General features: G+C 62.7%; 18 protein-coding genes and 1 pseudogene. 12 read left to right on the top strand and 7 right to left on the bottom strand.

What is annotated here, in order from left to right; all coding sequences use genetic code 11:
* Window positions 1-16: 16 nt before the first annotated feature.
* Both AC6H4Z_RS09470 and AC6H4Z_RS09475 read left to right on the top strand, forming a co-directional pair.
* Window positions 17-361, top strand: coding sequence for a PadR family transcriptional regulator (locus tag AC6H4Z_RS09470; RefSeq protein WP_497546505.1), 345 nt, complete (start codon window positions 17-19; stop codon window positions 359-361).
* Window positions 354-3,050 carry an ABC transporter permease gene (locus tag AC6H4Z_RS09475; RefSeq protein WP_497546506.1) on the top strand — a complete coding sequence of 899 codons (2,697 nt, stop codon included), beginning with the start codon at window positions 354-356 and terminating at the stop codon, window positions 3,048-3,050. The genes AC6H4Z_RS09470 and AC6H4Z_RS09475 overlap by 8 nt, the downstream gene beginning before the upstream one ends.
* Window positions 3,051-3,225: 175 nt before the next feature.
* Here AC6H4Z_RS09475 and AC6H4Z_RS09480 read toward each other — a convergent pair whose 3' ends face one another.
* Together AC6H4Z_RS09480 and AC6H4Z_RS09485 are read right to left on the bottom strand one after the other, a co-directional pair.
* Complete coding sequence (locus tag AC6H4Z_RS09480) at window positions 3,226-4,689, bottom strand: DUF1254 domain-containing protein (protein WP_497546507.1); 1,464 nt, start codon at window positions 4,687-4,689, stop codon at window positions 3,226-3,228.
* 152 nt (window positions 4,690-4,841) lie between these two features.
* Entirely contained in the window at window positions 4,842-5,144 is a 303-nt protein-coding gene (locus AC6H4Z_RS09485; RefSeq protein WP_497546508.1) for a hypothetical protein, read from the bottom strand.
* 206 nt (window positions 5,145-5,350) lie between these two features.
* Between AC6H4Z_RS09485 and AC6H4Z_RS09490 the strand changes: the two genes are divergently transcribed.
* From AC6H4Z_RS09490 to AC6H4Z_RS09515, 6 genes are all read left to right on the top strand, one after another.
* On the top strand, window positions 5,351-5,686 hold the full coding sequence (locus AC6H4Z_RS09490; RefSeq protein ID WP_497546509.1) for an ArsR/SmtB family transcription factor: 336 nt from the start codon (window positions 5,351-5,353) through the stop codon (window positions 5,684-5,686).
* Window positions 5,683-6,237, top strand: a complete 555-nt coding sequence (locus AC6H4Z_RS09495; protein WP_497546510.1) for an SRPBCC family protein — start codon at window positions 5,683-5,685, stop codon at window positions 6,235-6,237. Before AC6H4Z_RS09490 ends, AC6H4Z_RS09495 begins: the two co-directional genes overlap by 4 nt.
* A gap of 14 nt (window positions 6,238-6,251) precedes the next feature.
* On the top strand, window positions 6,252-6,650 hold the full coding sequence (locus AC6H4Z_RS09500) for a VOC family protein (RefSeq protein ID WP_497546511.1): 399 nt from the start codon (window positions 6,252-6,254) through the stop codon (window positions 6,648-6,650).
* Window position 6,651: 1 nt separating this feature from the next.
* The gene (locus AC6H4Z_RS09505; protein ID WP_497546512.1) at window positions 6,652-7,083 is read left to right on the top strand and encodes a DUF1801 domain-containing protein; all 432 of its coding nucleotides are present in this window, start codon (window positions 6,652-6,654) and stop codon (window positions 7,081-7,083) included.
* Window positions 7,084-7,278: 195 nt separating this feature from the next.
* Window positions 7,279-8,631, top strand: coding sequence for an epoxide hydrolase family protein (locus tag AC6H4Z_RS09510; RefSeq protein WP_497546513.1), 1,353 nt, complete (start codon window positions 7,279-7,281; stop codon window positions 8,629-8,631).
* On the top strand, window positions 8,631-9,389 hold the full coding sequence (locus tag AC6H4Z_RS09515) for an SDR family oxidoreductase (protein ID WP_497546514.1): 759 nt from the start codon (window positions 8,631-8,633) through the stop codon (window positions 9,387-9,389). Before AC6H4Z_RS09510 ends, AC6H4Z_RS09515 begins: the two co-directional genes overlap by 1 nt.
* Window position 9,390: 1 nt before the next feature.
* Here the strand turns inward: AC6H4Z_RS09515 and AC6H4Z_RS09520 are convergent, their stop codons facing one another.
* Window positions 9,391-11,121, bottom strand: a complete 1,731-nt coding sequence (locus AC6H4Z_RS09520) for a cytochrome c biogenesis protein DipZ (RefSeq protein WP_497546515.1) — start codon at window positions 11,119-11,121, stop codon at window positions 9,391-9,393.
* A 125-nt stretch (window positions 11,122-11,246) separates the two neighbouring features.
* Between AC6H4Z_RS09520 and AC6H4Z_RS09525 the strand changes: the two genes are divergently transcribed.
* Complete coding sequence (locus AC6H4Z_RS09525) at window positions 11,247-11,870, top strand: class I SAM-dependent methyltransferase (RefSeq protein WP_497546516.1); 624 nt, start codon at window positions 11,247-11,249, stop codon at window positions 11,868-11,870.
* 9 nt (window positions 11,871-11,879) lie between these two features.
* Here AC6H4Z_RS09525 and AC6H4Z_RS09530 read toward each other — a convergent pair whose 3' ends face one another.
* A complete protein-coding gene (locus tag AC6H4Z_RS09530; RefSeq protein ID WP_497546517.1) occupies window positions 11,880-12,482 on the bottom strand; it encodes a hypothetical protein in 603 nt (200 codons plus the stop codon).
* A 220-nt stretch (window positions 12,483-12,702) separates the two neighbouring features.
* Here AC6H4Z_RS09530 and AC6H4Z_RS09535 point away from each other — a divergent pair.
* The 3 genes and pseudogenes from AC6H4Z_RS09535 to AC6H4Z_RS09545 form a co-directional block, all read left to right on the top strand.
* Window positions 12,703-12,981 (top strand): annotated as a pseudogene (locus AC6H4Z_RS09535) (cupin domain-containing protein); the annotation flags it as partial.
* 31 nt (window positions 12,982-13,012) lie between these two features.
* Window positions 13,013-14,017 carry an aldo/keto reductase gene (locus AC6H4Z_RS09540; protein WP_497546518.1) on the top strand — a complete coding sequence of 335 codons (1,005 nt, stop codon included), beginning with the start codon at window positions 13,013-13,015 and terminating at the stop codon, window positions 14,015-14,017.
* On the top strand, window positions 13,986-14,738 hold the full coding sequence (locus AC6H4Z_RS09545) for an NADPH-dependent F420 reductase (RefSeq protein ID WP_497546519.1): 753 nt from the start codon (window positions 13,986-13,988) through the stop codon (window positions 14,736-14,738). The genes AC6H4Z_RS09540 and AC6H4Z_RS09545 overlap by 32 nt, the downstream gene beginning before the upstream one ends.
* Here the strand turns inward: AC6H4Z_RS09545 and AC6H4Z_RS09550 are convergent.
* Genes AC6H4Z_RS09550 through AC6H4Z_RS09560 form a run of 3 tightly spaced genes read right to left on the bottom strand, consistent with a single transcriptional unit; the run spans window position 14,710 to window position 16,897 of the window.
* The gene (locus tag AC6H4Z_RS09550; protein WP_497546520.1) at window positions 14,710-15,591 is read right to left on the bottom strand and encodes a hypothetical protein; all 882 of its coding nucleotides are present in this window, start codon (window positions 15,589-15,591) and stop codon (window positions 14,710-14,712) included. The two genes, AC6H4Z_RS09545 and AC6H4Z_RS09550, sit on opposite strands and share 29 nt — an antisense overlap.
* Entirely contained in the window at window positions 15,588-16,511 is a 924-nt protein-coding gene (locus AC6H4Z_RS09555) for an ABC transporter ATP-binding protein (RefSeq protein ID WP_497546521.1), read from the bottom strand. The genes AC6H4Z_RS09550 and AC6H4Z_RS09555 overlap by 4 nt, the downstream gene beginning before the upstream one ends.
* Window positions 16,508-16,897 (bottom strand): GntR family transcriptional regulator, encoded by a 390-nt coding sequence (locus AC6H4Z_RS09560; protein ID WP_497546522.1) that lies wholly within the window; start codon window positions 16,895-16,897, stop codon window positions 16,508-16,510. Before AC6H4Z_RS09560 ends, AC6H4Z_RS09555 begins: the two co-directional genes overlap by 4 nt.
* Between the last annotated feature and the right edge of the window lie 59 nt (window positions 16,898-16,956).

The raw sequence follows: 16,956 nt of genomic DNA on the forward strand, positions 1-16,956 counted from the left end.
GACGACTAGGTATCAGATGCCTCCCAACCGCGACACACTTCGCGGCACTCTCGACGCACTCATCCTCAAGACCCTGAGTTCGGGGCCGCGTCACGGCTATGCGATCAGCCGCTGGCTGCGCGACACGAGCGAGGATGCAATCCAGGTCGAAGAAGGATCGCTCTATCCAGCGCTCTACCGTTTGGAGCGGCATGGATGGATCGTCGCCGAGTGGGGCGTGACAGAGTTGGAGCGGCGCGCGCGATTCTACCGGCTGACACCAGCCGGCCGCCGACACCTCGTCGCCGAGGTTGACGGATTCCGCCGCTTCGTTGATACGGTATCCCCAATCTTGCTCGCGAAAAAAGCGGCCAATGCCTGACGAGACGCGCGATCATCGGCTCAACGTCAAACGCATTGCGTCACTGTTCCGTCGCTCCGCGCGCGACGAAGTGAGCGAGGAGCTGGAATTCCACATCGATATGCGCGCGCGCGAATTGATTGCAGAAGGACTGACCCCCGCAGCCGCGCGGGCCGAGGCGTTACGCGCCTTTGGCGATCTTCAAGCAGTCTCCGCCGAGTGCGCGACGCTTGGCAACGCGCGCGACCGTGAACAAGACAGACGCGAATGGCTCGGCGAGCTGCGGCAGGATCTCGCATACGCTATGAGACAACTCGCACGCACGCCGGCATTCACTGCAATCGCGGTGCTCACGCTTGCGCTGGGTATCGGCGCCACGACGGCGATCTTCAGCGCGCTGCGCAGCGTCGTATTGCGGCCGTTTCCGTTTGCGCATCCGGAGCGCGTGGTGATGGTCTCTGAGCTCTGGCAGGGAAACAACGGTTCTGTTTCCGACGGAAATTTCGTCGACTGGTACGCGCGCCAGACGGGGTTCGACGCATTGTCGGCCGAGCAGTTCGCCGAATTCACCCTCGCTGACCGAAGCTCTACCGACCGTCTTTCGGGCGGCAAGGTGACGAAGGACTTCTTCGCCGTGTTCGGTGTCCAACCGGCGTTGGGGCGCACCTTCCGCCCGGAAGAAGACGAGCCGGGGAACGACGCTGTCGTGGTGCTTTCCGACGCGTTGTGGCGCTCGCGTTTCGGCGGCGACGCGAGCGTGGTGGGGCGCGCGGTGGAACTGAACGGCCGCGCGCATACCGTCATCGGTGTGATGCCGCCGACATTCGACCCAACGGCCTCGGGGGAAAACCTGTGGGTGCCGCAGGCATTCACTCCGGAGCGCAGGGCGCAGCACGACCAGCATCATAATATCGTCATTGGATTACTGAAACCGCGCGTGCAGGCGTCGCGCGCACAGGCAGAGCTCACTGCCGTACAAAAGGAACTCGACGATCGCTATCCGAGTGTGAACTTCAACGGCACCGTCGGCGTGCGTCCGTTCGCCGAGGCCATCGTCGGTGATTATCGCGAGCGGTTATTCGTGACGTTGGGCGCCGTGGGATTTGTGCTACTCATCGCCTGCGGCAACGTGGCGAACCTGCTCCTGGCACGTGGTGCTGCGCGAGCGACGGAACTCGCGGTGCGCGCGGCCCTGGGCGCCGGCCGCGCCCGCATCGTGCGGCAACTCCTCACCGAGAGCATGGTGCTCGGGCTGGCGAGTGCGCTTGTTGGCCTGGCACTCGCGTACGGCGGAATCCGAGTGCTGGTTGCGTTGGCGCCGGCGGGAATCCCGCGCTTCAGCGAGACGCGCATCGACGTCGCGGTGTTGGGGTTTGCGGTAGCGATGTCGCTCGCGAGTTCTATGGTGTTCGGACTCGTGCCATCGCTCCGCGCGTCGAAGCAGAACGTGCAGGCCACACTACGCGCGGGGGGACGTGGCGCCGGCGGGGTGAAAGATCGCGTGCGGCAGGCGCTCGTGATCGCGGAGGTCGCGCTGGCATGTACACTCCTTGCTGGCGCTGGGCTACTCGTGCGTACGGCCATCTATCTGCAATATGTGAAGCCCGGCTTCGATCCGGCCGGCGTAGTGACGGCGCGCGTAACGCTACCAGAATTGAAGTACAAAGATCCCGCGAGTGCGCTGCAGGCATTCCACTCCGTCGCCGAGCGACTGACGAATCTGCCCGGCGTGAAGGTGGCATCGCTCAGTTCCCCGGCGCCGCTTGCCGGTGGGGATTTTACCAACGGGATCGCCCCGGAAGGGCAGGTGGTGGGGAAGGAGCACTCCATTCAGGCCGCATCGCGCTTCGTTGTGCCGGGGTACCTCGCGACGATGCGCATTCCACTCCTCCGCGGGCGCGACTTCACTTCGTCGGATATCGAAGGGGCGCAGCGCGTGACGATCGTGAGCGAGATGCTCGCCAAGCGCGCGTGGCCAAACGAGGATCCGATCGGCAAGCGGTTCCTGTGCTGCGACGGTGCCCCCGGTGATCCTCGGTGGAAGACGGTCATCGGCGTCGCTGGCGATGTGCATGCGGACGGCCCAGCCGCTCAGGTGCAGCCGGAGTTCTACATTCCGCTCGACCAGATGCCGACCGACGGGTGGGATTGGACGCGTCGAACCGTGACGGTCGTGGCGCGGGTTGATGGCGAGGACGAGGCGCGAACCGCGAGCGTGACGGCGGCGATCCGCGCGGCCGTCCGGAGCGTGGACCCCATGATCCCGGTCTACCGTGTCCGTCCGATGCGCGAGTTGGTCCGTGGTTCCACCGCGGAGGCGCGCTTCAACACAGTGATGTTGAGCCTCCTCGGCGTGGCGGGACTCCTGCTCGCGGTCGTCGGTATCTATGGCTTGGTAGGCTACTTCGTCACGCAGCGGGCGGCCGAGATCAGTCTGCGCATGGCGCTGGGTGCGTCGCGTGCGGACGTGTTGCGGCTGGTCACGCTCCAAGGAGCGCGGCCCGTCTTATTGGGCGTCGGCGTGGGCGTGGCGCTCGCGTTGGCGGCGATGAGACTGCTGCGCACGGCGGTTGTCGGTGTGAGTCTCAGCGATCCGGCGGCGCTCGCAGCAGCAGCGGCGGTGCTGTGTGTCACGGGATTTCTGGCGACGTTCGTACCGGCGTGGCGGGCAACGCGCGGTGATCCGGCACAGACGATTATGAGAAGTTGAGAACGGCAGCTCGCAGCTTGCTCGACAATACACAAAACACTAAATACTCTCCTGGACGGTTCCGCCCGACCTCGCGCGCTGGGGGCGTGGCTGCGCGACGATTGGGTTCTGGGCGCGACGGACGCTTGGTCTTCCGAAGTCACGCACGCTTCGGTCGTAACAGGTCGGTCACGCTCTATTTGAGTCTCCGAATGACTGGCGGCTGCCACGACTCATCGAGAATGGGCTGTTTGCCCCAGTACGCGCGAATGTAGAGCGAGAAATGCGCGGCCGGCGCAGGCAGCCAATTGGATTCCTTGTCCGAGCCCGGCGACGCCTGGCCGGCGTAAATCGTGAGCGAGCCGTCCGCATTCTTCTCGAGCCCGGCGTTCTTGGTGCCGAGCGAATAGCGCTTCACATCATTCGGGTGGAAGAAATGTTCGCCGTCGTATAGCGTCATCGACCAGAAGCCGCTGACGGGCGGCTCCGCGTCCGGTGGAAACGTTACCGTGTATGCGCCACGGCCGTCGAGTCGCTCGCCGTCGGAGTCCTCGTCCGTGTAGAAATACTGCGTTTCCGTGGGTCTATTCTCGAACATGTTCGACTTCGCCGTTCCGGTGCGATTGAAGTAGTCGTAGCCGAAACGCGCATTGTTGGTCGAGCGGTTCCAACCGTTTCCGGCCGGTCGCCCGTTGTGCTTCCACTCGAAGAACGGGGCGATGACGTCATGCTCAGTCTCGAGTGCCGCTTCGAGGAGCGCGCTCGCGATCGCCGAGTCCTTTGCCGCGGCGTCAAGCATTGCTCGAAATTGCCCGTAAAGTGTTTGTTCGCCAGCGAGTGGCGGAACTGTATCGAGGACGGTGCCAAGCTGCTCGAAGAATTTCTCGGGCACGACCCACTTGGTCTCGCTCGCGCCGCCGGCGGGGCCGGGAATCGTGGGGGCGTGCGCCCAGTCCTTCGTCTTCATCGTTCCGTCGAAGCGCTCGAGCGGGTAGAACACGATCTGGTCAATCGCGGCTTGAATGGCCCGATGATCCTCAGGTGTGTCGTTCATGAACACCCGCGGAATGGCATTCGCCAACGATGTAGAACTTCTAATCACCACTTCGATGCCGTCCGGCCTTTCTCCTTTCCAGTTCGGACCCACGAGCAGGTAGAAACCCGGCTTTGTTTTGTAGGCCTTGCCGAGCTCGCCGAATTGATCCGTGCGTGCGTCGTAGAGGGCGTACATCCAGAAGCGATCACCGAAGTCGGGAACCTGTGCGACGACGGGCTCATCGTCCAACGAGAAGTATCCAAGGCCGTACACCACATCCTGATTCGGGCACGTGACGAAGTTCTGACCGGGATCGGCATAACCGGAGAGCATTGCGATCTCGCCGCGAGGCGCGACCGGTACGGCGCCGTTGAGAAGGCCAGGTTCGGGCGCCGTAGTGATGGACGCGCTGCGGTTCAGCATGTTGACCATCGGCCAACCCCAGATGTACGCGAATCGCCCAATCACCTTGGCGTACTCGGCGTGCATTACGATGCCGGTCGCTGGTTCGGTTACGTCGGCGATTTGGGTCGGACGCGCCCGCCCCGATCCATCGGCAGCACGCGGCTTACTCGCCGGGTGGGCGACCGGACTCCGGGGCAACCTGCGACGGGTTTTGCTCATTGTCTGCTCGCTGTTGGCGTGTCACGACGCCGTTCGCGTCGCAGGGCCGCGATCGGGTCAAGAATGATACGAGCGACGCGCGAAGAAGCCCGGATCCCCCTCGCGGGAGAACCGGGCTTCTGTGCTTCGGCGACGCTCGACGAATCGATTCGCTACCGCGACCGCCCGCCCATCTCGGCGTCGAGGTCGCGCATCGCTGCCTCATAGTAGGGATCGGCGGCGGGAAGCTCACGCAGCGGCGTCGGAGAGGCCTTTGCGGCAGGTGCGAATACAGAGCGCGCTACGCGCAACAGACCGTATCCGACGAACGCGACGCAGGCAAGTTTGAGCGCGACGATGGCCAGGCCTACGAGTGTCCCGACGACGCCCGCCATCAGTGCGAACGCCACGATTCCGAGCGGGATCGCGATCGCGAGGCCAAGAATCACTTTGAAGAGCGTCCAGAGAATACGCATTGAACCTCCCACAGTCGTTGGGCAGGCCGATCCGCGTTGCGGCGTCACGTTCGCGCGCCACCACGCTGCGGCGGCCATACACCAATCCCTACGGATTGAACCACGCTCTGGTTCCAACCGCCCTGTTCGCTGCCGGGCTCACCCATTTGGGGGGGGAAACGGTGCATGGCTTGACAGGTATATACGCGCACGAGTATATACGTAGCGTGGAATCTACCTTTGGTATTATCTCGGAACCGAATCGTCGCGCCATCCTGAGTCTGCTTGCCTCGTCGGAGCGGTCCGTCAGCGAGATCGAAGACACGCTGCGGATGCCGCAGCCGTCGGTCTCCAAGCATCTCCGAGTGCTCCGCGAGGCTGGCTTTGTCGAGGCACGAGTCGACGCACAGCGCCGCGTCTACCGTATCAGACCTGAGCCGCTCATGGAAGTCGAGGAGTGGCTCGCTCCGTTCCGGCGCTTCTGGTCTGCGCACGTCGACGCGCTCGAACGCCATCTCGATCGAATGGAAAAAGCACCTCCACGGAAACGAAAAAAGCGATGATCAGCCGCGAAGCGTATGCGCCGGGCGCAGCAACCGGCGCTACCGTACACAAAGATGGAGACAGGTGGACGCTCGTTCTCGTGCGAGAACTTCGTCACCCGCCATTGAAAGTCTGGCAGGCGCTCACCGAACCGGAACAGCTTCGCCAGTGGGCGCCATTCGACGCCGATCGGAGACTCGACACCACCGGACCTGTGAAGCTGTCGACGATCGGGCCGCGCACGCCACAGGTCTCGGAAATGCGCGTCAAACGCGCCGACGCGCCGAAGGTGCTCGAGTACAGCTGGGGCGAGAATGACATGCGGTGGGAGCTCGAGCCGCTGGGCAACGGAACGCGTCTCACGCTGTGGCACAACATCGGTCGCAAGTTCGTGGCGATGGGCGCCGCTGGATGGCACATCTGCTTCGACGTACTCGACCGATTCCTGGACGGTCACCCCATTGGCCGCATCGTCGGCGGTGATGCGATGAAGTTCGAATGGCAACGGCTGAACGCCGAGTATTCCAAGCAGTTCGGCGTTGAGGCTGCGAATCCACCAACTACCACGTGATAGGAGAGATCGCCTTGAAGATCAAACTCACCAACATCTATGTGAACGACCAGGAAAAGGCGCTGCGCTTCTACACGGAGGTTCTCGGCTTCGTGAAGAAGGCGGACTTCACTAACGGACCCTTCAGGTGGTTGACGGTTGGTTCACCCGAGGAGCCGGACGGCGCTCAGTTGCAACTGGCGGCAAATACCAATCCGGCGGCTCAGGCGTATCAGCAGGCCATGTTCGAGCAGAATCAGCCGGCCGCTCTTTTCTACGTGGACGACGTGCAGCGCGAGTACGACCGCATGAAACCGCTCGGCGCAGAATTCACGATGCCGCCGACCAAGGTGACCGGCTCGACGATCGCGATGCTCAACGACACGTGCGGCAATCGAATTCAGATCGTCGCGCTCGAGCGCTGGCAGGGCTGACATGAAAAAGTCGATCGCGAGTGAAGATCAATCGGCATCGGCGCAAATCTCGAAGAGAATTGCCGACCTCGGGGACTGGCGCGGCGAAACGCTCGCGCGGATGCGCGAGCTCATCAAGCAAGCAGTCCCTGATGTCGTCGAGGAGTGGAAGTGGGTCAAGGCGACGAAACCCGGCACGCCGGTTTGGTCGCACGACGGCATCATCTGCACTGGCGAGTCTTACAAGAAGGTTGTGAAGCTCACCTTCGCCAAGGGCGCGTCGCTGAAGGATCCGGCCCATCTCTTCAACTCGAGTCTCGATGGTAACGTGCGTCGTGCGATCGACATCCCGGAAGGAGAGGAAGTCGACGAGTCCGCCTTCAAGGCACTCGTTCGCCAGGCTGCGGCTCTTAACAGTTCTGGAAAGGCGAAAGCAAAGAAAGCGAAGTCATAAACGATTCTGAACGGACCGATGCACAAATGGCCTGCCGACTTCGGCAGGCCATTTTTCGTTCCTTCCGGTGCGGATTCGATGGGTACCATCGTCCAATGCGGCGCGTATCGCGCGCTTGAAAGATTGACTCCACTGGATCAGTGAATCGCGTGGCGCCATCGCCCAAATGCTGTACTGCAGCCTGGGAGCCGCTGGATGTCTAAAACGCCCGATCTCGATCGCCGTCGTTTTTGCGGCGTTGCAATGGCAACCGTCGCTGCAGGTCCGCAGGGCCTTCTCGGTATCCTCAGGAGCGCGAATGGTATGACTGACGTCATGACTGAAGTAGAGACGAGCAGTGAAAGCGCTGAGGTTCGTCCATTTCACGTGAACATTCCTGACGCCGACCTCGCTGAAATGCGCCGGCGCATCAACGCGACGAGATGGCCTGATCGCGAATTGGTCGCGGATGATACGCAGGGTGTACGTCTCGAAATGATGCAGGGACTCGCGCGGCACTGGGGAACGAACTACGACTGGCGAAAGGTCGAGGCTCGGCTGAACGCGCTACCGCAGTTCATCACCGAGATCGACGGGCTCGACATCCACTTCATTCACGTGCGGTCGAAGCATGAGAAGGCGCTGCCGCTCATCGTGACACACGGATGGCCGGGATCGATCATCGAGCAGATGAAGATCATCGATCCGCTCACGAATCCCACGGCACACGGCGCGAGTGCGTCCGACGCGTTCCATCTGGTGATTCCATCGCTGCCTGGCCACGGATTCTCCGCCAGACCAACGGCAGTCGGCTGGAATCCTGCGCGCGTCGCACGAAGCTGGGCCGTATTGATGAACCGTCTTGGCTACACGAAATACGTGGCGCAGGGTGGCGACTGGGGCTCGATGGTGACGGACCTGATGGCAGCACAGGCGCCTCCGGGATTGCTTGGTGTTCACAACAGCATGCCGGGGGCGGTTCCGACAGAAATCGCGAAGGCACTCCAGTGTGGTGACCCGGCGCCGTCTGGCCTTTCGGCAGACGAGAAGGTTGCCTATGAGCAATTAAAGAACTTCTATGCGACGGGCGTCGCGTACGCGCTCGAAATGGCGACGCGTCCGCAGACGCTTTATGGAATCGTCGACTCGCCCGTAGGCCTTGCGGCTTGGTTGCTCGACCACGGCGACGGTTACGCCCAGCCTGCGGCGTCGTTCACGTCCGCGGTGTTCGGGCGCACGGTCAACGGGCATCCAGCGGGCGCACTCACTCGAGATGATGTACTCGACAACATCACGCTCTACTGGGTCACAAACACGGCAACGTCCGCGTCGCGCTTCTATTGGGAAAACAAGCTCGGCTTTTTTGCTCCGAAGGGCGTCAAAATTCCGGTGGCCGTGACCGTTTTTCCGGGCGAGCTGTATCAAGCTCCGCGCAGTTGGGCACAGCAAGCCTACCCGAAACTCATTCACTACAACAGAGTCGACAAAGGCGGTCACTTTGCGGCCTGGGAACAACCGGAGTTGTTCTCACAGGAAGTGCGCGCTGGTTTCAGATCACTGCGCACATAGTGCCGGCTCCTGGCACCGGCGCCTTCACCGAGCGCACACCAGAACTGCTCGGCCAGACGGTCGTCGTCATTGGCGGTAGCGCGGGCATCGGGCTCGAAACGGCCCGACGAGCCCGCGCCGAGGGAGCCAGCGTCATTCTCACTGGGCGCAATGCTGAGCGGCTCGCGTACGCAGCCCGCGAGCTCGGTGCGCGTGACACCGCGGTGTTCGATGCGAACGACCCGGCAGCGGTGGAATCGTTCTTTGAGGATCTCTCATCACCGGTCGACCATGTAATGGTGACCGCCGGAGCGCCCAAGTACGACTCTCCACTCGAGATGCCGCTCGATGACGTACGTCGGGGGCTCACCGAGCATTTGATGCTTGCACTCGAAGTCGCACGCGGTGCCGCGGACAAGGTCATGCCGCCTGGCTCCCTGATTTTTATGGGCGGCACCGGCGCACGTCATCCGCGGCCCGGACTCGCGATTGCCTCGACGGTCACTGTCGCGCTGCCGGCTCTCATTGCCAATCTGGCGCTCGACCTCGCACCGATCCGGGTCAACCTGATCGCCGCCGGCTTCGTGGAAACGTCGCTTTCGGCGTCACTGCTGGGCGACAATCTCGATAAGCGACGCGAGGAACTCCGGACGAAGCTCCCCATTCGACGCGTTGTTGGGCCGGCCGATGTCGCTGCGCTGGCCGTTCACATCATGAGCAACACTGCACTCACCGGCGCAACGTACGATATCGACGGCGGCCAACAGCTCATCTCATGACTCAGCCGAAGGTGAAGGCGAACGCTCGAACGCCGGGATCGAGAAACTCGATCTCGAACGTGTGATCGGATAGATCGCCCGATTGGCGAATGAGTTGATAGAGCCGTTGCTCTGTCACAACGCCTTCGCCGCGATCATTCGTGTCCGCGCCGTGAGCGTTCCCCGGCGCAACGCCGTCGATCGTTACGCGAAAGCGTACCTGCGGTTGGCCCGCGATCGGTCCGAGAACGAGGTGTACGTCGCGCGCGTGGAATCGGAACGCGATGCGACCCGGCGCGGCGTTCAGCGCGGCGTCTTCGCGGCCGATTGACCAGTCGCCGCTCAACCCCCACTGATTCAGCTGCAAGCTGGTGGGCAGCGTATAGACGTGAGACGCGTCCTTCACAAACGGGCCCGACGCAAATCGGTCGCCGCGCGCATATCCCACATACGTCTCGGGCGACTGGACGTCCCGTCGATTCGAGGCCGCCATGGCGCCGCGCGCATTCGGAGTGACCAATCCGCCTGGGACATCGCGATTGCCGGCCTCCATGAGCAGACTCTGAATGATTCTCTCCGCCGTATCGTACTTGCCTTCGCCGAAGTGATGGTGGCGAATGCGACCCTGGGCATCGATAAAGAAGTGCGCAGGCCAGAATTGATTGTTGAACGCACGCCATACCGCGAGCGTGCTGTCGACCGCGACTGGATACGTGATGCCGAGGTCTTGGACGGCGCGGCGCACGTTGTCCACGCTCTTCTCGAATGCAAACTCGGGCGAGTGGACGCCGATGACCACGAGCCCGTGGTCCTTGTACTTGTCGTACCACGCCTGCACGTAGGGCAGGGCGCGCAGGCAGTTGATGCACGAGTACGTCCAGAAGTCGACGACAACCACCTTGCCGCGTAAGCCTTCGGTGGTGAGCGGCGGCGAGTTGATCCACGCATTCGCGCCGGCAAGCGACGGCATCTGCCCTTCGACGGGAATCGTGCTTCCGGCGACTGAGTACGTTTTCGTGGTGTCTGCAGGGCGCGCACGGCGCAGCAGCGCTTCCTCGAACCCCGTCGTGCCGCCGAGCGACAGCTTCGTGAGGAGTCCGGTATCGAGTCCCGTCGCAATAGCGACTACACCGAGAAGCACGGCGACGCCGAGACCGCGGCGGATCCATTCGCCGGCGCCGAGCGAACGCTTCATCGCGGCGAAGACGCGTCCACCGGCGAGCAGCGCGACGGCAAGGGACGTCGTTGCGCCGAGCGCGTAGGCGAGCAGGAGGAACGTGGTGTTGGCACTCGCCCCCTGAATTGCCGCGCCGGTAAGGACGAGGCCGAGGATTGGTCCGGCGCACGGCGCCCAGAGCATTCCGACCGCGATCCCCAGAAGGAAAGACGAAGCGACCACGGCACCCGACCCACGCTCTCGATCCGATGTTTGCGAAAGGCGATTGCCGAATCCAACCAACGGTCGCGTGAGTCGCTCGGCGATCGACGGGAAGAGCAACGTGATGCCGAAGATCGTCAGCAGTACCATCGCCGTGATGCGTCCGTACTGATTGGCGTGCACGGCCCATCCGCCACCGAGTGCGGCGAGCGTTGCGACTGCGGCGAATGTTGTCGCCATCCCGACGAGCATCGGAAGGTGACTCTTCACGAACGGCTGTTCGGCGCGCGCGAACACGAACGGCAGCACTGGGAGAATGCACGGGCTGAGGATCGTGAGGACGCCGCCGAAGTACGAAAGCAGGAGAAGAAGCATGGCCGGTGCGAAGAGTCAGGACGATATGCCCAGTGCGGTACATCGAATATCTAACACGAGTAGGCCAGCTTTCGCCGCCTTCTTCTGCTGCGTATGATTGTCCGCCCTCGCCCAGTGGAGTCGAAGTGAGCGGATCCATAGCGGAAAGGCTGCAAGACCAATTTGGAGAGATCGACGTCTACCTGTTCGATCAGTTGCTACGTGGTCGGATCGTCGAGGGCATGAAGGTTCTCGATGCCGGATGTGGCGGGGGGCGCAACCTCATTTTCCTCCTGCGCGCCGGCTTCGATGTGTACGCGGTCGACGAGAGTCCGCAGGCGGTCGCTCATGTGCGAGCGGTAGCCGCCGCAATTGCGCCCAAAATCGCCGCCGAGAATTTCCGCGTCGAGCATGTCGACGCACTTTCGTTCGCCGACGCGTCGATGAACGCGGTGATCTCGAGCGCAGTTCTCCATTTTGCTCGCGACGATGCTCACTGGCTGGCCATGGTCCGCGAAATGTGGCGCGTGTTAGCGCCGGGAGGAGTGTTGTTCGCGCGACTCGCCACGACGGTGTGTCAGCCGAAGCTGAAGCCACTGGGCGGAGGCCGGTACGTCATTCCGGATGGCCAAACACGATATGTCGTCGACCACGAACGGTTGATCGCCGTCACCAGTGAACTTGGCGGCTCGCTCATCGATCCGATGAAGAGTACCGTCGTGCACGATCAGCGTTCCATGGGGACGTGGGTCGTCAGGAAGAACGGTTGACGATCGACCCTATCGACCCGCTCGGGCATTGGGTTTTCTCTTCGCCTTCGTCTGCACTGGCTTCGGGGCCTCAGCCGCGGGTGCCTCCGCCTTTTGGCCGGCGACGAGATACACCACGGTATCCCACGCGTTATGAATTGCGATGAACAAGAGACCCAACGCCGCGGCGGCGACTCCGAACAGCGCGTGCTGCGTATCGGCCAGTAGCAGCAGCGCGGCGATTGCCAATACGGCGTAGGCGCTGAATGGCAGGATGGAATGCCACAGCCAATCCTCCCAGACGGGAGCGTAGTCGGTTTGACGCCGCGCTCGGTAGATCACGCTCGCGGTGTACAGGGCTCCGCCGATTCCAGAAACTCCTATCGCTACCGCGACCGCGAAGAGCGATGGCCACGGGGAACTCATGATCGCCGAAACGAGCAACGCGCCTGAGAGGTGCGCGACCGTCGGCGTTCCGAACGCGCTGATCGTTCCCGTGTTCGTCGCGGCTCGCGTGTCCTTGATCAGCGCGATCACGACGAACTGCAGCCCGATGAGTGCAGCGCCCGATGATCCTACGATCACATAGAAGCTTTCCCAGCCAGCAAGCGCGGCATGCGCACCTTCGATCATCGGCGTTCCTCGAGGTGAGACCAGCTGAGTTCGCCGACGGTTGCGCTGCTGCTGCAGCCTGGACGTCCCCCAGCGCCCGGCGGACGGCACTGTGGAGTAACACTTAACGGCTCCTGAGCCTTCGTCAAGTAGATCGGCCGACCAAAGGGGGCTTCATTACATGAGCGACAGTCGAAGAGCGAAATTCACACGGTGCGAAGAGTACTCAGCGTTCCAGTTCTCTAACGAGCGACAACGATCATGGACATCAAGCGTGCCGGCTCACAGCCATCGACGAAGGGCCGGGCAAACGCTCATTGTCACGTCGGGCTCCGGCCTCGCTCAGCGCGAAGGTGGTGCGATCGAGGAGATTCGCCCGGGAGACGTGATCTGGTTCGCGCCCGGTGAAAGACACTGGCATGGCGCGTCGCCGGCAACAGCGATGACGCATATCGCCGTTCAGGAAGCGCTCGACGGCAAGGCGGTCGATTGGATGGAAAAGGTTAGCGACGAACAGTACGCGTCACGGCAATCCAACACACGGACCAACTATGTTGACCACACGAAAGCTTGGAACGCAGGGCCTTACTGTTTCGTCGCTCGGTCTCGGACTGATGGGAATGAGCCACTCGTATGGCACCCCGGAGCAGCGTGACGAAGGCGAGTCGATCGCCACGATCCAACGCGCACTCGAACTCGGAGTGACGTTCTTCGACACGGCCGAAGCATACGGTCCGTATGCGAATGAAGAGCTGTTCGGTCGAGCGCTGAAGCAGCTCAAGGCTGCGCGCGACAGCGTCATCATCGCCACCAAATTCGGCTTCAAGTTCGACGAGAAGGGCATCGCTGGCCTGGACAGCCGACCGTCGCACGTACGCGAAGCGGTCGAAGGTTCGCTGCGCCGACTGCAGACTGATCATATCGATTTGCTCTATCAGCACCGCGTCGATCCCACCGTCCCGATCGAGGACGTCGTTGGTGCGATGGCCGATCTCGTGAGCGAAGGGAAGGTGCGTTTTCTCGGTCTCTCCGAGGCGGGCGAAAAGACGATTCGTCGCGCGCACGCCGTGCATCCGATCTCGGCGCTGCAGAGTGAGTATTCTCTGTGGGAGCGAAACCTCGAGCCGCACATCATCCCGCTGCTCCGTGAGCTCGGGATTGGCCTCGTCCCGTTTGCGCCGCTCGGCCGCGGATTTCTGACAGGCGAAGTGATGCGCGCCGAGGAATATCCGGAGGGCGACTTCCGTCGCAACGATCCACGGTATCAGGGCGAAAACTTCGACGCCAACATGCGAGCCGCGTCCGCTGTGCGCGAAATCGCCGAGCGAAAGCATGCGGCGCCCGGACAGATTGCGCTGGCGTGGCTGCTGCACAAAGGCCCGGACATCGTGCCGATCCCAGGCACGAAGCGCCGACGCTATCTCGAGGAGAATGTCGGCGCAGCGGACCTATCGCTCACTGCCGATGAGGTGGTGACACTCGACGCGACGCTGTCGCCCGAGAAGGTGGCTGGCCCGCGATACAGTGCGAAGCAGATGGCGACGGTGGATCGCTGATGCCGCGAGGCTGGATCGCGATCCTCCAAAGCAACAACGGAGAACTACTGTGAAAGTCGGAATCATTGGGTCAGGGCTGATGGGTGGCAAACTCGGAACAATCTTCGCCCGGACTGGCCGCGATGTCGTGTTCAGCTATGCGCGCGATAGGGAGAAGCTCGAGCGCCTGGCGCGCGAGGCGGGTGGTGCTGCTCGTGCGGGCACTGTGGCCGAGGCTGCGCAAGACGCAGACGTCATACTGCTCGCTGTGCACTGGTCGCGCATCGACGACGTGCTGACGCAGGCGGGCGACCTGACCGGAAAGGTCATCGTGAGCTGTTCGCTCCCGATGAACGATGCGAACACAGAGCTGATCATCGGTCGAACCTCTTCGGGCGCGGAGGAACTGGCGAAGAAGGTTCCTAACGCGCACGTCGTCTCGGCGTTCAACACACTTCCCAGCGAGGTGCTGTTCAGTGTCTTCGAACGCGCTAGCGCCGAGTTGCGGCCCAGCGCGGTGTATTGTGGTGACAATGCGGACGCGAAAGTCGCGGCCGTTCGTCTCATCAGCGATGCCGGTTTCGAGCCGCTGGACGTTGGTCCGCTGCGCATTGCCCGATACACGGAGCCGTTCGCGCTACTCGTCGGGCAACTTGCCTACGAGGGAGAGAAAGGGCCGGCGATGGCGTATCGCTTCGATTGGTTCGAGGAAGTCATCGCTCCCGCCGACGCGCCGAGATAAATAGCATCGCCCCGATCGATCCGACGAGCCATACGACGGACGCCGCCCACCTCCAGTGAGGTGCCGGGAACTCGAGTTGCTCGACCGTCGCCGGCGTCTTCGACGCCGAGTCGCTGGTCGTGACGGTCACGACGTAGGTGTCGCCACCCCAGGTGGTGATCGAATTGGCGGTCGCGTCCTCGTGCTTGTCACCGCTCGATCCGGCGCCGAGCGTTGCCCAGAACAAACCGTAGCGCCCGACGATCGGCGCACCCCATGCTCGGAACAGCCACTTCGGTGCGGAAGCGACCGACATCGGCGCCCACACGAGCGCGTATACAGTGAGGCAGCCGAAGAACCAGCGGGCGGGATGTGCGGAGACGAGCGTGACGACGGAGGCGACGCAGTAGAGCGTCAGGAGTCCAACAGCGTATGCGGCGACGTCGGCGAACGATTCTGCATGGGCCATCATGCCGAGCGGCCAAACGGAGACGTAGTCGCCGACGAGCAGCATTCCGACGACAACCATCAGCCAGAGTCCGCCCGCCGCGATGCGCGCGAGATCGTGGGTGCCGCGCGCCACCGGTAGTGACCAGTGATAGTATCGTCGTCCAAGCGCCTCGCCGCGCCAGAGCAGGGAAGGCCAGATGGCGACGAGCAGCAGGCAGTAGAGAGCCCACTGTGCCCACGATCTCCCACTCCCGCCGCCGTCCCCCCACGCTGGACCGAAGAGCGCGAGCACGTATAGCGCGGCGGTGCCACCAATGAGCTCAACCCAACGCCCGCTGCGCGCAATCAGCTTGAACTGAATGGCAACCAGCCGTAGCCACGACGGAGTTGTACGGGGCGGCGTGCCGAGTGCGATTGATGTCATGCGGCCACCTCGGTGGACAGGAGTGCAACCACGGCGTCGGCGAGCGTGAGCGGTGCAACTGATCGAAGATCGACGCCGGGTGTATCGAGCATCTGTCGGATGGATTCAGGTTCGCCCCAAATCGTCCATTCCTTCTCGGTTCCCGATCCCGCTCGATCTACGACCGCGACCGAGGTGTGCTCAGGAATCTGCCACGAGTCTGGCGCGTCGAAGCGATACCTGTTGAGCGTTCTGCGCAGATGGTCACGCGGCATCTGTCCAATCAGGCGTCCGGCTTTGATGATCCCGACGCAATCGGCGAGACGCTCGACCTCGTGCACGAGATGCGTCGAGATCAACATTGTCGTTGGCGATTCTGCCGCGTGCTCGGCGAGCAGATGAAGTGCGCGCTCTCGTACGACCGGGTCGAGTCCGTCCGTCGGCTCGTCGAGCAGGAGTAACGCAGGACGGTGAGCGAGTGCCAACACGAACGCGATGCGTCGAGCCTGTCCGCGCGACAGGGTGCGCACGCGTGGTGTGAGGTCGATTTGCAGTTCGTGTATCAACTGCGCGGCGTACTGTGCATCCCACGTCGGGAAGTATTGTGCGTGGTGCGCAATCAATGCGCCGACTCTGAGCCAGCCGTACGGGGTGATATCGCCATCCGAGAGGTATCCAATCTCGGCGCGTGCTCGGACAGCGTCACGTCGAACATCATGCCCCAGCACCATGATCGCGCCCGCGTCGGGCTCCTCGAGATGCAGGATGTGGCGAATCGCAGTGCTCTTTCCCGCGCCATTCGGGCCGGCGAGTAGGTAGATGGAGCCGTCTGGCACGGCGAGGTCGAGGCCGTCGAGCGCCACGCGCTTGCGGTAGCGCTTGCAGATTCCGGTCGCACGAATTGCCGTCGGACCATCGATGAACGTCGGCAGTAAGCTCATGACTTTCTCCCACGTGCGTTTCGTTTCGCGGTGCGCTCGAGTGCGTCGATCAATTCATCTGCGGTCAGGCCATTTCTCGTTGCGTCGCGCAATGCTCGCTCAGCGACGCCGGCTGCGAGCGACGCTCGGTCCTCACGCAGGGCGCGGCCACCGGCGACGTACGTTCCGTTGCCGCGCTCGACGTACGTAACGCCGAGTCGTTCGAGCTCCTGATAAGCTTGCTTGACCGTGTTGGGATTCACCCCTAGCTCGCCGGCCAACTGGCGAACCGATGGTATCGGCTCGTCCGGTTTGAGCGTTCCGACGACGACGGCACGCCGCACCTCGTCCACGATCTGGACGTAGATGGGGCGTGGGTCTGAGACGTCGATCGCGATGAGAGGCATGCCGTCGTATAGTGGGCTAGTTAGCTAGTACACTAATTCACCGGTCGTGGGCGTCAAGT

This window comes from Leucogemmata humicola (genome assembly GCF_055379415.1).

Coding starts and splice junctions, on each gene's coding strand:
- AC6H4Z_RS09470 (WP_497546505.1), top strand. CDS start 17: ATGCCTCCCAACCGCGACACACTTCGCGGCACTCTCGACGCACTCATC.
- AC6H4Z_RS09475 (WP_497546506.1), top strand. CDS start 354: ATGCCTGACGAGACGCGCGATCATCGGCTCAACGTCAAACGCATTGCG.
- AC6H4Z_RS09480 (WP_497546507.1), bottom strand. CDS start 4,689: ATGAGCAAAACCCGTCGCAGGTTGCCCCGGAGTCCGGTCGCCCACCCG.
- AC6H4Z_RS09485 (WP_497546508.1), bottom strand. CDS start 5,144: ATGCGTATTCTCTGGACGCTCTTCAAAGTGATTCTTGGCCTCGCGATC.
- AC6H4Z_RS09495 (WP_497546510.1), top strand. CDS start 5,683: ATGATCAGCCGCGAAGCGTATGCGCCGGGCGCAGCAACCGGCGCTACC.
- AC6H4Z_RS09505 (WP_497546512.1), top strand. CDS start 6,652: ATGAAAAAGTCGATCGCGAGTGAAGATCAATCGGCATCGGCGCAAATC.
- AC6H4Z_RS09510 (WP_497546513.1), top strand. CDS start 7,279: ATGTCTAAAACGCCCGATCTCGATCGCCGTCGTTTTTGCGGCGTTGCA.
- AC6H4Z_RS09520 (WP_497546515.1), bottom strand. CDS start 11,121: ATGCTTCTTCTCCTGCTTTCGTACTTCGGCGGCGTCCTCACGATCCTC.
- AC6H4Z_RS09530 (WP_497546517.1), bottom strand. CDS start 12,482: ATGATCGAAGGTGCGCATGCCGCGCTTGCTGGCTGGGAAAGCTTCTAT.
- AC6H4Z_RS09540 (WP_497546518.1), top strand. CDS start 13,013: ATGTTGACCACACGAAAGCTTGGAACGCAGGGCCTTACTGTTTCGTCG.
- AC6H4Z_RS09550 (WP_497546520.1), bottom strand. CDS start 15,591: ATGACATCAATCGCACTCGGCACGCCGCCCCGTACAACTCCGTCGTGG.
- AC6H4Z_RS09555 (WP_497546521.1), bottom strand. CDS start 16,511: ATGAGCTTACTGCCGACGTTCATCGATGGTCCGACGGCAATTCGTGCG.
- AC6H4Z_RS09560 (WP_497546522.1), bottom strand. CDS start 16,897: ATGCCTCTCATCGCGATCGACGTCTCAGACCCACGCCCCATCTACGTC.